Here is a 15,649-nt window from a genome sequence, read left to right as displayed (position 1 = left end):
GCCTGCTTGGGACAGAGCTCGACTACAGCGTCTTCAGATACTCGATCAGATCGTAGCGCTCGTTGTCGTCCTTGAACACGCGGCCGATGACGCCGGGACGTTTTTCCTCGCCCGGTTTGCGCTCGAAGGAATGGCCGAGCACGCTGTTGCCCTGGATCGGATCCTTGTCCGACCCCGCCGAGAACTCGGTTTCACCCGTCTTGCATTTCTCGTTGGCCGCGACCGCAAAGCCGACGGTCACGGGATCATAGTCGTGGCGGCCCATGCAGAATTTTTGCGGGCGCTCGCTCGCAGGCTTCAGCAACCAGTAGAGAGACGGCACCGAACCGTTGTGCAGATAGGGCGCCGTGGCCCAGATGCCGTTCAGCGGCCGTGCCCGATAGCGTGCCCCACCCACCGGATTGAGGCAGTTCTTGCGCGCGAGATTCCACAATTTCGCCCGCTCGGCGTCCGGAGTCTTCTCGTCGTCCATCCATTTGCGGGCGACGAGATCCACCACCGTCATGAGCCCCAGCGCATAAACCATCTCGGTCGGCGAACTCGCGGTCGAGACATCGCATTGCCACCATTTCTGGAGGTCGGCCGTATTCACCTTCAGGAAGCCGGGCAAATCGACGATCCTGTTGCTGAGCACGAGCGACTGTTCGGGATCCGTCTTGATCTCGTCGAGGGGGATCGTCACCGCGTTCAGCACCTTGCTGTCGCCGCTCGGCTCCCAATGTCCCGAAGACCAGAAAGCCGGGGTGTCGATCGCCGGCAAATGGCATCCGGAACACATCTCAGCGTAGATCTTGCGGCCATTGTCGACCTTCTTCTGATCGAGCCTCCAATTGTCGCCGAGGATTTGCGAGGGCCATTTCGGCGCCAGCAGGCCGGCGAACTTCGGACCGGTGGAGGGATTTGCCGTCTTGAACGGATCTGGCCCCCTGAGCATGTCCTCGATCCAGCCGAGCGTGTTGATATGAACCGAGGAGCGCCACAACCTGTCCTCCGGGTAGGCGTCGGACAGGTTGAGCAGCGCCGTCACGCCGAGGGCTTCGCCCGCGTTGCGGATCAGCGGCTGCTCGATCGAGGCGTCGTATTGGGCGAACTTGAACCAGGGCACGGTCCAGATCGGGGGATAGCTGACCGGGGCGTCCTGGGCGTGCAGGTTCTTTTCGAATCCCTTGATCCCGCTCAGCGCGAGATCCTGTGAAAAGACCTGATTGCCGATGCGATTGAGGGCGTCGAGGCGACCAAACCCTTCCTCGGTGTCACTCTGCTGTCTGCCGTTCCAGGTCTTCTTGCCTTCAATCGTCTTTTGCTGAGTTTGCGCCCAGTCGATCAGGAAGTTGCCGATCGCGCTGAGCTTCTGCTTGAGCGCGGCGCGGTCAGCCTTGCTGGCATCGGGGCCGAGCACGCGATCAGCGAAGCGCTGGAAGCGGAACGGCACGTAAAGCGTGTAGGCGATCGACAGGCCGGTGGAGAGCTCGAGCTTCTTCAGATCGGTCATGGCCGGACCGCCGTCGAAACGCACGTCCACGCCCTGGTAGTGGATCTGGCCGGTATGGCAGGCCGCGCAGGTCAGTCCGATCTTGTCCTCTTCGCGACGGCCCGTCGCGGGATCGCTGACCCCGGTCATTCGTGCGAAGCCGACCGGCAGGCCGTCGACGTTCTCCGCCGGCGTCCACCTCGTCGACCAGTCCGGCACCTGCGTCGTCTCGTAGACATTGGCGTAGCCGAAGCGGCGCAGTGACGTCGCGTCGGTCTGGATCGACTGCGGGCTCGGGATGAACCCGAAGCGCTCGAGATAGGCGCTGTCCGTCATCATGCCCGGCCGCGAGAACAGATGCAGGCGCGGCTGCTCCAGGGCCATGAACCATTCATAGGGCACCGGGAAGGTCGCGGTGCCCTGGCTGGCATGGTGAAACCAGTGCCTGTCCTTCAGCGACCAGTTCTGTTCGAGCCAAAAGGCCGCCTTCGTCTCGGGGACCGCGGGCAAGGGCGGCGGCAGGAGATTCACGAGAATTCCCTTTTGCGGCAGCATGGCGCGCACCTGGTCGGGGAATTCGGCGACCGCAACGAGCAAGGCGAGACCGAGGGCGACGAGCAGGGCCGCAACCTTGAGGGCGCCCCGCACCACGCGCTGGCAGGTCGACAGCACCGGCTGCGAGACGAGCCGCTGATTGATGCGAGCAGGGAATTGCCGCTCGTTGAACAGAGTGCGCACGTCGGCCACGCTGAGATAGCGGTCCTCACCCGCGCCCTTGCCCACGATCTTCAGGAGGATCGGCCATTCGAACTTCATCAGCAGGGGGTAGTACCAGCGCGCGGCGCTGCCGGCGCGCTTGAGGTTGTCGCGCATGAAGACGCCGATTTCCGAGGCGTTGAGACCGGGCTCGGAGCCGCCGCCGTTCGGATCCTGGTAGGTCCGGCCGAAGCTCGCAAACCGCGCAAGCTCGTCCTCATCGACCTTGCCGTCGACGCCGAGCACGCGCGAGCCGGCACTGCGCTTGTCGAGAGGGCCGCCACGCAACGCGTCGAGCTGCGCGCCCGAAAATATGCTCTTGAGGACGTGACCAAGACCGTTGGCGATAAGCGCGACGCCGCGGACCTGGATGCGGGCCGAGACCTTCTTCAGCCCGGTCTCGCCGCTTGCATTCGCGATCGTTTGCGACAGCGTGCCGAGCGGGACGGTTCCGCCGTCAACAAACCCTTCGCCGACGAGGCCGCGGAGGAATGGACACGGATTGTTCGGCGAGACCTGGATCGAGGGGGCGAAGGGGGGCTTCGGAGCGGAGTCATGCATGGCCCAAAATCCTGAAAACGGCGAATCGTGAAATACAGACGCGGCGATAGAGCGCGGAAAGTCCTGACAAACCGACAACACGTTATACTACTTCAGCGTGTAGCGGAGTGTGGCTGAATTCACTGTCGTGTCAATAAAGGCGGAGGGGACATTGCCGGGTGGCCGCGGCTGGCCCTCAGGATTCGGCGACGCGTTTGACGTCGCTCAAGACCAGGGTCAGTTTGCCGAGCGGCACGCCCGCATTCAAGAGTCCGGCGCGGTAATGGGCGAGGTCCTCGGGCCGCTTCCAGTGGAAATTGCGCAAATGGCGGTCGACATTGAGTGTCGGGTAATTAGCCATGAGCACGCGGGTCGCCTCGATCGCCTCGTCGCCCCGCCCCAATTGCGCCAGCGCCGCGGCGCGGATTGCCAGCGCCTGCAAATGGTTCGGGTTGATGTAGAGTTGCTCTCGAGCCCATGACAGGGTCGCGTCATATTGGCCCAGCAAATAATGGCTGAAGGCGTTCAGTGCGGCCCATTGGTAGCGCGGATCGCTGTTGTCGCGCTGTGCGGCCATCGAGAACAGCTCGATCGCCTCGCGGTGCTCGCCGACGGCGAAATGGCAGATGCCGAGCACGCCGCGCGCGCCGTTGTCGTAGGGGTTGAGCGCGACGGCGCGTTTGGCGGCATCCATCGCGGCCTCGTAATGGCCCTCCAGCGCGTGGGTCCAGGACAGGATCGAGAACGCAAATGACGAGCGCGGGTCGAGCCGGACGCTGGTTTCGGCAAGCTTCATCGCCTCGGCCCACATCTCGCGCGTGCCCTTGACCCAGCCGAAATGGATACTCTGGATCTGGATCGTGGCGAGATAGGCATGCGCAATCGACAGCTTGGGCTCAAGCCTGATGGCCTCCCGGAACAGGTCGACGGCGATGGCCAGGTCTTCCTTGGTTTGCCGATAATAGTGCGACAGCCCTTTGAGGAAGCGGTCCCAGGCGGTGACGTCGGTCGACAGCCGCGCCGGCGCCGAGGCCTCGGCCCGGACGATCTCGGTGGCGATGGCGGCGGACAGGTTGGTGGTGATCTCGTCCTGCATGGCGAAGAGATCGCCGATGTCGCGGTCGTAGCGGCCCGTCCAGAGCTGCTCGCCGGTCTCCGGCGCGATCAGCTCTGCGGTGACGCGGATCTTGGCTCCGGCACGCCGCACCGAACCCTGGATCAGATAGCTAGCGTCGATCTCCCGCGCGATCAGGCGGGTGCTGACGTTGTTGCCCTTGAACACGAAGGTCGAGTTGCGGCTCAGCACGCGATAGAAGGATTGCAGCGACAGCGCGTGAATCAAATCCTCGGTCAGGCCGTCGGAAAAATACTCGTCCTGGGCGTCGCTGAGATTGGCGAAAGGCAGCACGCCGACGATCGCGGTGCGGTACTGCTGCGAGAGGGCGGATGCCTCCCTCAGCGCGGGCGCAAGCGCCGGTGCACCCTCAGGCGTCCAGGTCCAGACCCCGATCGGATCCTTGATGTTCTTGAAGCGGTGGTTGCCGGCATCGACCAGCGGCACGGTGAGATGCTTGCCGGCCTCCTTGTAGGCCTTGGCCGAGATCGCGAAGCCGCCGGGGCTCGCCACGGCTTCGAGGCGGACGGCAATGTTGACATCGTCACCGAAGACCTCGTCCTCGTCGGCGATGACATCACCCATATGGATCCCGAGGCGGAACTGCATGGCGCGATCGGCGGGCAGATGGTGATTGCGCTCCGCCATCAGCGTCTGCATCGCGATCGCGGCCTCGGTGGCGCCGACGATCGAGGGGAATTCCAGCAGGAAGCCGTCGCCGGTGTTTTTGACGACGCGGCCGCCGTGATTGAGGATGATGGGGTGGATCGCGCTGCGATGGGCCTTGAAGGCGGCATGGGTGCCGGCCTCATCGGTGCCCATCATGCGCGAATAGCCGGCGACATCGGCGCAGACAATGGCAGCCAGACGTCTTTCCATATTCCGGAGCTCCAAGAGACTTGCAAGAGACTTGGAAGAGATCGAGGACCGGCCACGGCGTGGCAGTCGCCTCGAATCCCGCATTCAAAGAACCCGTTCCTTATAGAGCAGATGAGGCCGAGCGAAAGTACGAACCGCATTGCAAATTCGAGGTAAATCCTCGGCAATCCCGGCAGTGGACGGGGACGAGCGAACCCACTAAGCCGGCCTCTTGGGCCACGGTTGGGCGGCGGAGGTACGTCACACATGCTGGGCATTCACGAAATCTGGCTCTTCGTCCTGTCGGGCGTGCTGCTCAACATCACGCCGGGGCCCGATACGGTCTATGTGATCGGCCGCAGCATGCAGCTGGGCTGGCGAGGTGGCGCCGCGGCCGCGCTGGGCATCGGTTGCGGCTGCTTTTTCCATGTCGCGGGCGCCGCGATCGGGCTTTCGGCCCTGCTGATGGCCTCATCGACCGCGTTCTCGATCCTGAAGCTGGTTGGAGCGGCCTATCTCGTCGTGACCGGGCTTCAGATGCTGTGGTCGCGCCCGGTGCCGGCCTCGGCCATCGACGAGCCGGTGCAGAGCTCGCTGCGGCGGGTTTTCCTCCAGGGCGTCTTCACCAACGCGCTCAATCCAAAGGTCGCGCTGTTCTTCCTGGCGTTCCTGCCGCAATTCGTCGCAGCCGACTCGGCGCACAAGCCGCTCGCCTTCCTGACGCTCGGACTGATCTTCATCTGCACGGGAACGCTGTGGTGCCTGGTGCTGGCGGCGTTCGCGGCAAAGGCCGCCCACCGCCTGCGGAGCTCCGAAGGCGCGGTCGCCTGGGTCAACCGTGCCCTCGGCGGCCTCTTCATCTATCTCGGCATCCGCGTCGCCATGCTGGAGACGCGGTAACGTTTTTTACGCGAGTTCCTTCAGCAGCGCGCTGCCGGCGAGATAGAGGCCGAGCAGGATCATCGCGATCAGGAACCAGCGGCGAAACGCTTCCGCCGGCATCCGCGCCCGCACCGTTTGGCCGATGTACATGCCGGCAAACGCGCATGCCATGCCGACGGCGCCCGGCACCGCATTGGCCGGCGTCAGCAATCCGCCCGCGGTGAGGTTGAAGGCGAGCGCCAGTGTCGCCGTCGTGAAGAACACGCCGAGCGCCTGCACCAGCTCGTCCTTGTCCATGCCGATCGCCTGCATGAACGGCATCGAGGGGATCACCTGCACGCCGGTCGAGGCCGAGATCACGCCGGTGACCACGCCGACCACGCCGCCGACCCATTTCTCGTTCTTTGGCGCAACGTGGAACTGGAATTTGTTCAGCCCGATGATCGCGTAGACGACCAGGAGCACGCCGAGCACGATCGTGCCGTAGCGCGCATGCGGGCCGGTGAGCGCGCCGGCATTGAGCCAGCACCCGATCACGGTGCCGATCATCAGCGGCCACAGCCGCCGCAGGATGTCGCGCAAATGGGGACCGACGAAAGTCTGCCAGATGTTGGTGACGATGGCGGGCACGATCACGATGGCGATCGCGCGGCTCGGCGCCATGCTCACGGCGAGCAGTCCCATGGACACCGTCGGCAGGCCAAGCCCGACCACGCCCTTGACGAAGCCGGCGAGCAGGAAGATGGCGGCGATGAGAATGAGGAGCGGGTCGATCATATCTGCACATTGACCGATGCCGCGCGTCGGCACAATCTCTAGCTTACGGAGAAAGCCTTCGTCTGGAGCGAAGGCTGGAGGGACCCGGGATGCGCTTCGACCTCGTCGACCTCCAGCTGTTCATCGCGGTCGCGGACCAGCGCAGCATCACCCGCGGCGCGGAGCGGTCGCATCTGGCCCTGGCCTCGGCCAGCGCGCGCATCAAGGGGCTGGAGGATGCGCTCGGCGTCGCGCTGCTCAAGCGCGGGCGCCGCGGCGTTGAGTTGACCTCGGCCGGCGAGAGCCTGCTCGATCACGCCCGTCTCGTCATTCACCAGATCGACGCCATGCGGGGCGATCTCGCCGGCTTTGCCAGCGGCGTGCGCGCGAGCGTGCATTTCCTCGCGAATACCTCCGGCCTCTCGGAGCATCTGCCGAAGGCGCTTGCCGGCTTCCTGCGCGAGCATCGCGACGTCGCCATCGACATCGAGGAGCGCGAGAGCACCGACATCGCGGCCGCGATCACTGCGGGCGCGGCCGATCTCGGCTTCGCAGCCGAGCACGCGCTGCCCGATCATATCGAGCGATTCGCCTTCAGCGAGGATCGCCTGACGCTGGTGACGTCCAGGCGCGGCCCGTTCGCCGGCCGCCGCGCGATCGATTTCCAGGAGGCGGGCGCTTGCGACTTCGTCGGGCTCACCAGCGCCACCGCGCTTCAGGTGCATATTTCGAAGCACGCCGCCAGGCTCGGCATGCGGCCGCATTACCGCGCACGCCTGCGCGATTTCGACGCGATCTGCCAGATGGTCGCCGCCGATGTCGGCGTTGCCCTGGTGCCCGAAGCCGCGGCCCGCCGCTGCGCGAAACTGATGCCGCTTGCCATGGTCCGCCTGCGCGATACCTGGGCCAACCGCAAACTCGTGATCTGCGCGCGAAGCTTCAAGACGCTGCCGCGCCCGGCAAAGATGCTGGTGGAGCATTTGCGGTCTGCGGCAGTGTGAGCTCTGCGCTACCTCGCGGTCTCCACGCCAGCGTCCTTGATCACCTTCGCCCATTTCTTGGTCTCGTCCGCGATGAAGCTGCGAAAATGCTCCGGCTCATCGCCGACAAGCGTCGCGCCCTGGGCGGCGAGCTTTTCCTTCACCGCGGGATCCGCCATCGCCTTCGTGGCGAGGGCATGCAGCGCCGCGACGATCTCCTTCGGCGTGCCCTTCGGCGCCACCATGCCGTACCAGTTCTCGATGCGCAGATCGGCAAAGCCGGCTTCCGCCGTGGTCGGCACGTCAGGCGCCGTCGGCGAACGCTCGGCGGAGCCCACCGCGATCGGCCGCAGGGCGCCCGCCTTGACCTGCGGCAGCAGCACGGGGAGATCCAGGAACGTCATCTGCACCTGCTGGCCCAGCAGATCGTTCACGGCGGGCGCCGCGCCGCGATAGGGCACGTGCACGATGCCGATCTTCGCCGTCAGCTTGAACAATTCGCCGGCGAGATGCGGCAGGCTGCCGGGGCCGGAGGAGGCGAAGTTGAGCTTTCCGGGCTGCGCCTTGGCGAGCGCGATCAATTCCGCGATGTCCTTTGCGGGAACGTTGGTGGCGACAACGAGCATTTCCGGCACGGTCGCCACCAGCGTCACTGGTGTGAGGTCGTTGAGCGTATCGTAGGCGACCCTCTCCATGCTCGGGCTGATCGCCAGCGCGCCGGCGCTGGAGATCGCGATGGTGTAGCCGTCGGGTGCAGCCTTGGAGACGGCATCGGTGCCGAGCACGCCGCCCTGGCCGCCGCGATTGTCGATCAGCACCGGCTGTCCTGACAGCTCCGACATGCGCTGGCCGATCACCCGCGCGATGATGTCGTTGGGGCCGCCGGCCGGGAACGGCACGATCAGCTTGATCGGCTTGGCCGGGAAGTTCTGGGCGCAGGCCAGTGTCGGAACCAGAAGCAAGGCGGCGAGAAGGAGCGTGCGCCGGTTGGTCATGCAGGCTCCTATATCGCCTATCCGTTGAGCAGTTTCAGTGCTTCTTCGTGAACCCTGGCGTCGCCGGCCGCGACGATACGGCCGCCGCCCTGCGCCGGCTTGCCTTCCCAGGTGGTGACGACGCCGCCGGCGCCGGTCACGATCGGGATCAGGGCTGCGATGTCGTAAGGCTTCAGCTCGGTCTCAACCACGAGATCGACGTGACCTGCCGCCAGCATGCAATAGGAGTAGCAGTCGCCGCCATAGCGCGACAGCCGCGCGCCCTGCTCGATGCGGCCGAAGATGGCGCGGTCGCGCTCGTTCATCAGCAGCGGGCTGGTGGTGTAGGTCGTCGCCTCCGACAGCGAAGCACAGCGCCGGACCTGGAGCCGGCGCTCGCCGGAGGGGCCTTTATAATGAGCGGAGCCGCTGTCGCCGGAAAAGCGTTCGCCGATGAAGGGCTGGTGCATCATGCCGTAGACCGGCGTGCCCTTGTGCAGGAGCGCGATCAGGGTGCCCCAGATCGGAAAGCCGCCGATGAAGGATTTGGTGCCGTCGATGGGGTCGAGCACCCAGACATAGTCCGAATCCTCGCGCTCGTTGCCGAATTCCTCGCCAACGATGCCGTGCTGGGGAAAGTTGGCCTTGATCAGACGCCGCATCACCGCCTCCGCAGCGCGATCGGCCTCGGTCACGGGGTCGAATTCCCTAGTCTTGCTCTTGTCCTCGATCGACAGCGAGGTGCGGAAGAACGGCAGGATGGTTTCGCCGGAGGCGGTGGCGAGCCGTCCGATGAAGGCGGAGAAATCGATCACCGTCACGGCGTATCCTCAAAAAGCGAAAGTCGGGTGAAGCTCACTCCTGCCTAGCTCAAATCGGAAGAATCGTGCAGCGCTGTCTTGCTTTTGCACCCTGGTATTTTGGATGCGGGAAGCATTCGCCTCGTCGAAGACACCCGCTGGGCAAATATCGATCATTGAGTTGAAACCTTAGTTCCGGGCCTGCCTTGTTCGTATGCAAATGACTATCAACCCATTGAATTTCCTTATCAAAGGAACTGAATCTGGGTTTCTCTGGAAGCAACCGAGCTATGTCCTCATTGCATGGGAAATCGCTCGAAAGCCCTTGCACTTTGTGCGTCGCGGCCGCATATTGTTGCGGTGCGGTAGCGCTTCTCGCGTTACTGCTGCCCTCCTTGGGCGTTTCCTCCCTAGACTTGGGCCGCTTCTTCATTAGAAGCGGCCCTTTTTTCTTTCAGCCTCTGCTTTCTCTCAGCATCGGCTTTCATTTCAATGCGCGCCGCGAAACGCGTTCGCGCTGATCGCACCCAACACAATCGTTAGAAGAAAAACGTTGCGCCTATTCCGCCGCGGCCTGGAACGGGCCGAGATCGCCGAACGGGACCGTAGTCGCCAGCACGTCGGCGAGCACGCCGAAGTCCGACGCCACTTGCGCAAAGCGTGGACTGCGCTCGCGCCGCCGCTCGTCCATGTAGATTGCGCGGTTGAGCTCGAGCTGCACGGCGTGCAGGCCACTGGCCGGGTTGCCGTAATGCTCGGTGATGAAGCCGCCGGCATAGGGCTTGTTGCGGCCGATCGAATAGCCGAGGCCGGCCATGGTCTCCTCGACCCGGTCGGGCAATAGCGGCGTGCAGCTCGTGCCGTAGCGGTCGCCGATCACGATGTCGGGCCGGCGCGGCTCGTCGCGGGAGACGCCGACCGAGGGCATCGAATGGCAGTCGACCAGCACGACGGTGCCGAACATCTGGTGCACCCTGTTGATCAGCCGGCGCAGCGCGCGATGATAGGGCTTGTACAACGTCTCGATCCGCCCCAGCGCGTCGTCGACCAGGATGCGCTCGCGATAGATCTCCTGGCCGTCGCCGACCACGCGCGGAATGGTGCCAAGTCCGCCGGCAACCCGCATCGAGCGGGTGTTGGCAAAGCTCGGCAGGCGCCCGGTGAACATCCGGGGATCGAGCTCATAGGGCTCGCGGTTGACGTCGACATAGGAGCGCGGAAAGTTGACCCGCACGGTCGGAAAGCCGCGCTCGCTGAGATGGCCGATCAGCTCGTCCATGAAGGAATCTTCGGAACGCCGCAGCGTCGGCAGGTCGATCCTGGAGGCGCTGAGAAATTCGTCCGGATAGGTCGAGCCGGAATGGGGCGAGTTGAAGATTACTGGCGCGCGCCATTGCGCGGGCTCAACGATCTCGAAGGCTGGCGACTTGTCGCCGTCAAACCGGGTCATCTTCTCAGGCTTCGTCCCTTGGTGTCAGGCTTCGTCCCTTGGCAATCAGGCTTTGCCCGTTGGTATCAGGCTTCGCCCTTGGCGCCGCACGATCCAACAAGCCCGGCACCGGCCTCAACGCATTGATTCGGCCGATCGGGCGGCTCTTATGTGTCGTCATTGTCCGGAATCGCAACCATCCTGCCAAGCGAAAAGATGAGATCTGTGCTGGAACATGTCTTAACCCTGCGGGCAGCGAGGTGGGGACCGGCAGGTACGGCTCGATTGCTTCGAACTGCTTTCAGGTTCACAAGGGGCCGGCAAGCACAGCCGGCTGAGGGTAAAGATTTTCACCCCAAATTTACCCTCCGTCGGGCTTAGTGACCTCTGCTGATATCCTCTGGGGATTCGACATTTCCGCCATGCCAAAGATCCTGCTCGCCGAAGACGACAACGACATGCGCCGTTTCCTGGTCAAGGCGCTGGAAAACGCCGGTTTTCAGGTCTCGTCCCACGATAACGGCATGGCCGCCTATCAGCGGCTGCGGGAAGAGCCGTTCGAAATGCTGCTCACAGACATCGTGATGCCGGAGATGGACGGCATCGAGCTCGCCCGCCGGGCCTCGGAACTCGACCCCGACATCAAGATCATGTTCATCACCGGCTTCGCCGCGGTCGCCCTGAACTCGGATTCGGACGCCCCCAAGAACGCCAAGGTGCTGTCCAAGCCTGTGCATTTGCGCGAATTGGTCAGCGAAGTGAACAAGATGCTGGCGGCCTAAATCGGCCGCCTTCCGTCCTTGCACCGGCTCCCCTGAGCCGTTATAGGGACCCGACCCGATCTAGACGACATCTAGGGCGCGTAGCTCAGCGGGAGAGCACTACCTTGACATGGTAGGGGTCACAGGTTCGATCCCTGTCGCGCCCACCACGCTTCGCCTTCGGCTTCGCGTGGCACAGCCTGGAAAATCACGGCGAAGCGTGTCCGGCGTAGCTCGAAGAGCGGAGACGGACTGGAGCGGCAGCCTCCTCAGCCGACATACCGCCGCTAAATCCCCCTATTTCAGTTCCGTATTCGCGACCGGAAGGATGGAGGCGACGTGCCAGCCGTCCGCGTCCTGAACGTAGGTCTGGCTGATCAGAAACGTGTTCTGTTGTGGCGGCTTGCCCGGAAGGCCGCGCGTAAAGACGATCGGCACGAGGACCTGCATGACCTCGTTCGAGATCACGGCGACGTGGAATTTCGACATGTCGGGTTCGAGGTGCCAGGTGCCTTCGTAATACGCCTTGAAGCGGTCGGCGATCGGATCACGGCCTCTGGTCTCGATCCCTCTCGCAAACAACAGCGTGCTCGGCGAATTCCAGAGCATGGCCTTCACATCGTTTGCGCTATGCGCATTCTGCGCGGCAATGAACTTGTCGAAGATGGCTCGCGCCTCGGCATCATTTGCGGCAGCGCGCGCAGGTCCGACCGGCCAGAACGTTGCGGCGAAAAACAGCGCTGCGGTCATCACGGCAAGATGGGGGCGTCGCGCAATCGGTCGTGACCCGGCGCTGGCCAAAAACTTCCTCGGAAGGATCATGTTCACCTCGTTGTTTGCCGGCTGGCGTTTTGAATGCTCGTTGTCATACCATTGATCGCTTCGCTGATTTTTCAGGATCGCGCGATCAGAGCTCACAGCTGCATCACAGATGCGTTGGATCAGGCTGTCGGATGCCGCGGGACGTAACCGGCAAGCTCTCGCCGCCGGCGTCAAGTTGAGTTATCGTCTTGCAGTGTCATTAGCTCGGATGACATCCGGGCCACGATGCCGCCTGGCGCGATCCGGCCACATCACGGTGAAGGGAATGCGCACCATGCGAGGGAGCTGTCTTGCCGTGGCGATATTGTCGCTGATGGCGTCGCGGGCCGACGCAGCCATCATCGACTGGCAGGCTGAGCTCCAGCGCTGCCGCGCGCTGCGCGAAAACGTGGCGCCACTGCTGCAGGCCGGCCAAGGAATATCCGCAGTCGGCCGCTCCAATACGGCCGTGCGCCGTTGCATCTGGATCCAGCGCCGGGCGGTGCGCAAGAAAATCCCCGGCGCGGAGACCTGGTAGCTACGCAGACCGGCATCTGCCCATCTCTGAACAGACGTGTCCGAAAAGACGTGTCTGCAAAAAACTTGCCTGAAATAGACTTGCCTCAAATAGACCTGGACCCGCGCACGATCGTCTCCATAATCGACGCGGAAAGTGCATTGCTGCGGCAATCAACCCGCCAACAAAAATGCGGCACACTGCAAGGGAACTGGAGACGCCGATGTTCAAAACCCCGAGTCCGAAATTCGTGATGGCGCTCGCCGTCGTCACAGGCCTCGCGATGGCGCAAGCCCACGCGGATTCGTCGCTGCCGGTGGGACCGAAAGTCGGCGATCAGGACCTGTCCGGCTTTTATCGCTGGCCCCAAGCCCTCCCAGAAAGCCCCGGCGTGATGCTGCGCAGGGAGGCGATGCTTGCGCAGCCGGAGATCACGAGCGCCGGTGTCGCCGAGCGCATCCTCTACACGTCCACGGATGTGCGCTGGCACGCCGGTATCGTGCCGGTGAGCGGTACGGTCTATCTGCCCAAGGGCGAGCCGCCGGCCGGAGGCTGGCCGCTGGTCGCGTGGGCGCACGGCACGCTCGGCGTGTCGGATTCCTGTGCGCCGTCCTGGACCGGACACAAGCCGCGCGATGCCACCTACATCCAGCGCTGGCTCGAGAACGGGTTTGCGGTGGTGGCGACCGATTATCAGGGGCTCGGCGGCGCGGGGCCGCATCCGTATCTGATCTGGGAGGCGGAAGGGCGCTCCGTGCTCGACGGCGCGCGTGCTGCGCTCGCCGCGTATCGCGACAAGCTCGCTTCAAAGGTTTTCGTCACCGGACAATCGCAAGGCTCGGGCGCGGCAATGGGCGCGACCGTGATCGCGGAAAGCTACGCGCCCGACGTGCCGCTGATCGCCACCGTGGCGACGGGCCTGGTGTCCACGTTCCCCGATGGCCCCTATAAGCCGCCGCAGACGACCGCGATCGCTTCGCCGATCTATACGTCGCTGATGATGCTCGGCGGCTCGTTGCCGGATGGCGCGCCGTCCGCCGACGATCTCGTCTCCGACAAGGGCAAGCCGGTCCTGAAAGCGGCGCGTGAAAGCTGCACGCCTGAGATGCGCGAGGTCGCGCGCAAGGACGGCATTACCGCCGAGAACGTCTATGTCGAGCCCATCGCCAATGTGCTGGCGCGGTTGACGCCGATCACGGACATGAAGGCCGTGCGGCTGAAGGTGCCGGTGCTGCTCGGGACCGGTCTTGCCGATTCCACGCTGGTCCCGACACGGCAATATGCCGAAGTCGCGGCGCTGTGCGCGGCCGGCAACGAGGTGGTCTGGAAGACTTATCCCGGCGCGACGCACAATGGCGGCCTGAACGCGGCCTTCCCGGATGCGCTCGCGTTTTTCCGCGGCATGCTCGCCGGACAAAAGCCGCAGGGCAATTGCGTGGGAATTGCCGAGCCCGGTGCTCCGGGCGAGGCCGCGAAAGGCATCGCTTTCAACGATTAACTCACGAGATACTTCTTCACCGCCGCCTCGTCCCATGCAATCCCGTTGCCGGGCTCCTCGCTCGGCAGCGCAAAGCCGTCCTTGATCGTCAGCCGCGTCGAAAGCACCGCGTCGGCCCAATCGACATATTCCAGCCAGTGCGCGGTGGGCGTCACGCAGAGCAGATGCGCGCTGACTTCCGAGAACAGATGCGTCGACATCTCGATGCCGGCGGCGTGCGCCAGCGCGGCGGCGCGCAGCCAGCCGGTGACGCCGCCGATGCGCTGCACGTCGGGCATCACGAAGTCGCAGGCCTCGGCGGAGAGCGCGGATTGCATCGCGAACGCGCTGTCGAAATTCTCGCCGATCTGGACCGGCGTGCGCAGCGCGTCCGCGATACGGGCGTTGCCCTCATAATCGTCGTGACGGATCGGCTCCTCGATCCAGGTCAGCCCCTCGTCGTCGAGCATCTCGCCGCGGCGCATCGCCTCGGTCACCGTCAGCGCCTGGTTGTAGTCGCACATCAGCGTCACGTCGTCGCCGACGGCCTTGCGCACCGCGCGCACCACCTTCAGGTCTTCCCGCGCATCGGGGCGGCCGACGCGGATCTTTGCGGCCTGAAAGCCCTCGGCCAGCAGCTTGTGGGCTTCCTCCACCGCGGCATCCGCCGGCATGATGCCGAGCCCCTTCGAATTGTAGGCCTTGACCGGTTTTGGCGCGCCGCCGAGCAGCCGCGCCAGCGGCAGGCCGCGTGCGCGTGCCAACGCGTCCCAGGCCGCCATGTCGATGCCGGATTGCGCCAGCCGCTGCAGGCCGGCGAGGCCGAGCAGGGTGAAGCGCTGGGTCAGCTTGCGCTCGATCTCGAACGGCAGCAGCTCGTCGCCCGCAAGCAGCTCTGACATTTCCGCGACCATCGCCGCCAACGGCTTCAAGGCCGAGGGCGTGATCGAGAACAGATAGGCGTGTCCTACGGCGCCCTGGTCGGTCTCGCAGTCGATCAGCACCAGCGGTGCGCTTGCGACCGCCCCGGTCGAGGTCTGGAGCGGCAGTTTCATCGGCACGATCACGGGCCGCGCATGGAAGCGCCTGATGTGGATGGTCTCGGTCATTCGGATGATCTCCGGAAGTGAATGCAGGTTCGTGCCGATCTTAAACGTCTGTGATGAAACGAAAAGCCGCCCTGCCGCGACCACCATAAAATGGGGTTGCGCGGGAGTTGAAGCCGGCGTGAGGAGCCGAATTCAGTTCGGGCGTGCCCGGATGTTGCCAAGACTCAGGTGCGTCGCCTCGCCCGCTTGCGAGGGCTTTGCTTAATTGGCCGAGCGGGAGTGAGGCTCGATATGGGGTATTTTTTTGTGCGGCCTCGGATGGCGCGCGAACGCAGACGGTCTTGTTTTCGTGGCCGATCGATGGCCTTGGGCTGTGGCGGTCACACCACACCTCCCGCGGGACACAGGGCGGATTCAAACGGTCGTCGCAACACCAGGAGTTTGGAGGTTGCGATGAACGTTGTAAGGCGCAGATCGGCGCGGT

The 15,649-nt window shown here is 64.2% G+C and carries 13 protein-coding genes and 1 tRNA gene; 6 read left to right on the top strand and 8 right to left on the bottom strand.

What is annotated here, in order from left to right; genetic code table 11:
* Positions 1 to 22 precede the first annotated feature (22 nt).
* Both AC0L30_RS09220 and AC0L30_RS09215 read right to left on the bottom strand, forming a co-directional pair.
* A complete protein-coding gene (locus tag AC0L30_RS09220; protein WP_473404153.1) occupies positions 23 to 2,788 on the bottom strand; it encodes a di-heme-cytochrome C peroxidase in 2,766 nt (921 codons plus the stop codon).
* A gap of 175 nt (positions 2,789 to 2,963) precedes the next feature.
* Positions 2,964 to 4,760 (bottom strand): adenylate/guanylate cyclase domain-containing protein, encoded by a 1,797-nt coding sequence (locus tag AC0L30_RS09215; RefSeq protein ID WP_219680650.1) that lies wholly within the window; start codon positions 4,758 to 4,760, stop codon positions 2,964 to 2,966.
* A 246-nt stretch (positions 4,761 to 5,006) separates the two neighbouring features.
* On the opposite strand from AC0L30_RS09215, the gene AC0L30_RS09210 reads away from it, so the two are divergent.
* Entirely contained in the window at positions 5,007 to 5,639 is a 633-nt protein-coding gene (locus AC0L30_RS09210; RefSeq protein WP_473404152.1) for a LysE family translocator, read from the top strand.
* Between the two features lie 6 nt (positions 5,640 to 5,645).
* Here the strand turns inward: AC0L30_RS09210 and AC0L30_RS09205 are convergent, their stop codons facing one another.
* Entirely contained in the window at positions 5,646 to 6,398 is a 753-nt protein-coding gene (locus AC0L30_RS09205; protein ID WP_473404151.1) for a sulfite exporter TauE/SafE family protein, read from the bottom strand.
* A gap of 89 nt (positions 6,399 to 6,487) precedes the next feature.
* On the opposite strand from AC0L30_RS09205, the gene AC0L30_RS09200 reads away from it, so the two are divergent.
* Entirely contained in the window at positions 6,488 to 7,378 is an 891-nt protein-coding gene (locus AC0L30_RS09200) for a LysR substrate-binding domain-containing protein (RefSeq protein WP_007597112.1), read from the top strand.
* An 8-nt stretch (positions 7,379 to 7,386) separates the two neighbouring features.
* Here AC0L30_RS09200 and AC0L30_RS09195 read toward each other — a convergent pair whose 3' ends face one another.
* The 3 genes from AC0L30_RS09195 to AC0L30_RS09185 all read right to left on the bottom strand — a co-directional run bounded on the left by AC0L30_RS09195 (position 7,387) and on the right by AC0L30_RS09185 (position 10,581).
* Complete coding sequence (locus tag AC0L30_RS09195) at positions 7,387 to 8,352, bottom strand: Bug family tripartite tricarboxylate transporter substrate binding protein (protein WP_354201670.1); 966 nt, start codon at positions 8,350 to 8,352, stop codon at positions 7,387 to 7,389.
* 17 nt (positions 8,353 to 8,369) lie between these two features.
* Positions 8,370 to 9,152, bottom strand: coding sequence for a histidinol-phosphatase (gene hisN / locus AC0L30_RS09190; RefSeq protein WP_219680659.1), 783 nt, complete (start codon positions 9,150 to 9,152; stop codon positions 8,370 to 8,372).
* Between the two features lie 538 nt (positions 9,153 to 9,690).
* Complete coding sequence (locus AC0L30_RS09185; RefSeq protein WP_007597106.1) at positions 9,691 to 10,581, bottom strand: N-formylglutamate amidohydrolase; 891 nt, start codon at positions 10,579 to 10,581, stop codon at positions 9,691 to 9,693.
* A 401-nt stretch (positions 10,582 to 10,982) separates the two neighbouring features.
* On the opposite strand from AC0L30_RS09185, the gene cpdR reads away from it, so the two are divergent.
* Both cpdR and AC0L30_RS09175 read left to right on the top strand, forming a co-directional pair.
* Positions 10,983 to 11,342, top strand: a complete 360-nt coding sequence (gene cpdR, locus AC0L30_RS09180; protein ID WP_007597092.1) for a cell cycle two-component system response regulator CpdR — start codon at positions 10,983 to 10,985, stop codon at positions 11,340 to 11,342.
* Positions 11,343 to 11,416: 74 nt separating this feature from the next.
* Positions 11,417 to 11,491 (top strand) — tRNA-Val (locus tag AC0L30_RS09175).
* A 127-nt stretch (positions 11,492 to 11,618) separates the two neighbouring features.
* On the opposite strand, the gene AC0L30_RS09170 is transcribed toward AC0L30_RS09175, so the two are convergent.
* A complete protein-coding gene (locus tag AC0L30_RS09170) occupies positions 11,619 to 12,317 on the bottom strand; it encodes a DUF4440 domain-containing protein (protein WP_473404150.1) in 699 nt (232 codons plus the stop codon).
* A gap of 100 nt (positions 12,318 to 12,417) precedes the next feature.
* Here AC0L30_RS09170 and AC0L30_RS09165 point away from each other — a divergent pair, with 100 nt between their 5' ends.
* Both AC0L30_RS09165 and AC0L30_RS09160 read left to right on the top strand, forming a co-directional pair.
* Entirely contained in the window at positions 12,418 to 12,660 is a 243-nt protein-coding gene (locus tag AC0L30_RS09165) for a hypothetical protein (RefSeq protein WP_035995285.1), read from the top strand.
* A gap of 202 nt (positions 12,661 to 12,862) precedes the next feature.
* A complete protein-coding gene (locus tag AC0L30_RS09160) occupies positions 12,863 to 14,137 on the top strand; it encodes a lipase family protein (RefSeq protein WP_473404149.1) in 1,275 nt (424 codons plus the stop codon).
* Here AC0L30_RS09160 and AC0L30_RS09155 read toward each other — a convergent pair.
* Positions 14,134 to 15,225: an enolase C-terminal domain-like protein gene (locus tag AC0L30_RS09155; RefSeq protein WP_473404148.1), complete on the bottom strand. Its 1,092-nt coding sequence runs from the start codon at positions 15,223 to 15,225 to the stop codon at positions 14,134 to 14,136. The genes AC0L30_RS09160 and AC0L30_RS09155 overlap by 4 nt on opposite strands.
* Positions 15,226 to 15,649 lie beyond the last annotated feature (424 nt).

This window comes from Bradyrhizobium sp. MI1.11 (genome assembly GCF_055811255.1).
This window is presented reverse-complemented; position numbering and strand designations above follow the sequence as displayed.

Bases quoted from the DNA above. Each gene is read 5' to 3' on its own strand.
- AC0L30_RS09195 (WP_354201670.1), bottom strand. From the start codon at position 8,352: ATGACCAACCGGCGCACGCTCCTTCTCGCCGCCTTGCTTCTGGTTCCG.
- cpdR (WP_007597092.1), top strand. From the start codon at position 10,983: ATGCCAAAGATCCTGCTCGCCGAAGACGACAACGACATGCGCCGTTTC.
- AC0L30_RS09215 (WP_219680650.1), bottom strand. From the start codon at position 4,760: ATGGAAAGACGTCTGGCTGCCATTGTCTGCGCCGATGTCGCCGGCTAT.
- AC0L30_RS09200 (WP_007597112.1), top strand. From the start codon at position 6,488: ATGCGCTTCGACCTCGTCGACCTCCAGCTGTTCATCGCGGTCGCGGAC.
- AC0L30_RS09205 (WP_473404151.1), bottom strand. From the start codon at position 6,398: ATGATCGACCCGCTCCTCATTCTCATCGCCGCCATCTTCCTGCTCGCC.
- AC0L30_RS09160 (WP_473404149.1), top strand. From the start codon at position 12,863: ATGTTCAAAACCCCGAGTCCGAAATTCGTGATGGCGCTCGCCGTCGTC.
- AC0L30_RS09155 (WP_473404148.1), bottom strand. From the start codon at position 15,225: ATGACCGAGACCATCCACATCAGGCGCTTCCATGCGCGGCCCGTGATC.
- AC0L30_RS09185 (WP_007597106.1), bottom strand. From the start codon at position 10,581: ATGACCCGGTTTGACGGCGACAAGTCGCCAGCCTTCGAGATCGTTGAG.
- AC0L30_RS09220 (WP_473404153.1), bottom strand. From the start codon at position 2,788: ATGCATGACTCCGCTCCGAAGCCCCCCTTCGCCCCCTCGATCCAGGTC.
- AC0L30_RS09210 (WP_473404152.1), top strand. From the start codon at position 5,007: ATGCTGGGCATTCACGAAATCTGGCTCTTCGTCCTGTCGGGCGTGCTG.
- AC0L30_RS09165 (WP_035995285.1), top strand. From the start codon at position 12,418: ATGCGAGGGAGCTGTCTTGCCGTGGCGATATTGTCGCTGATGGCGTCG.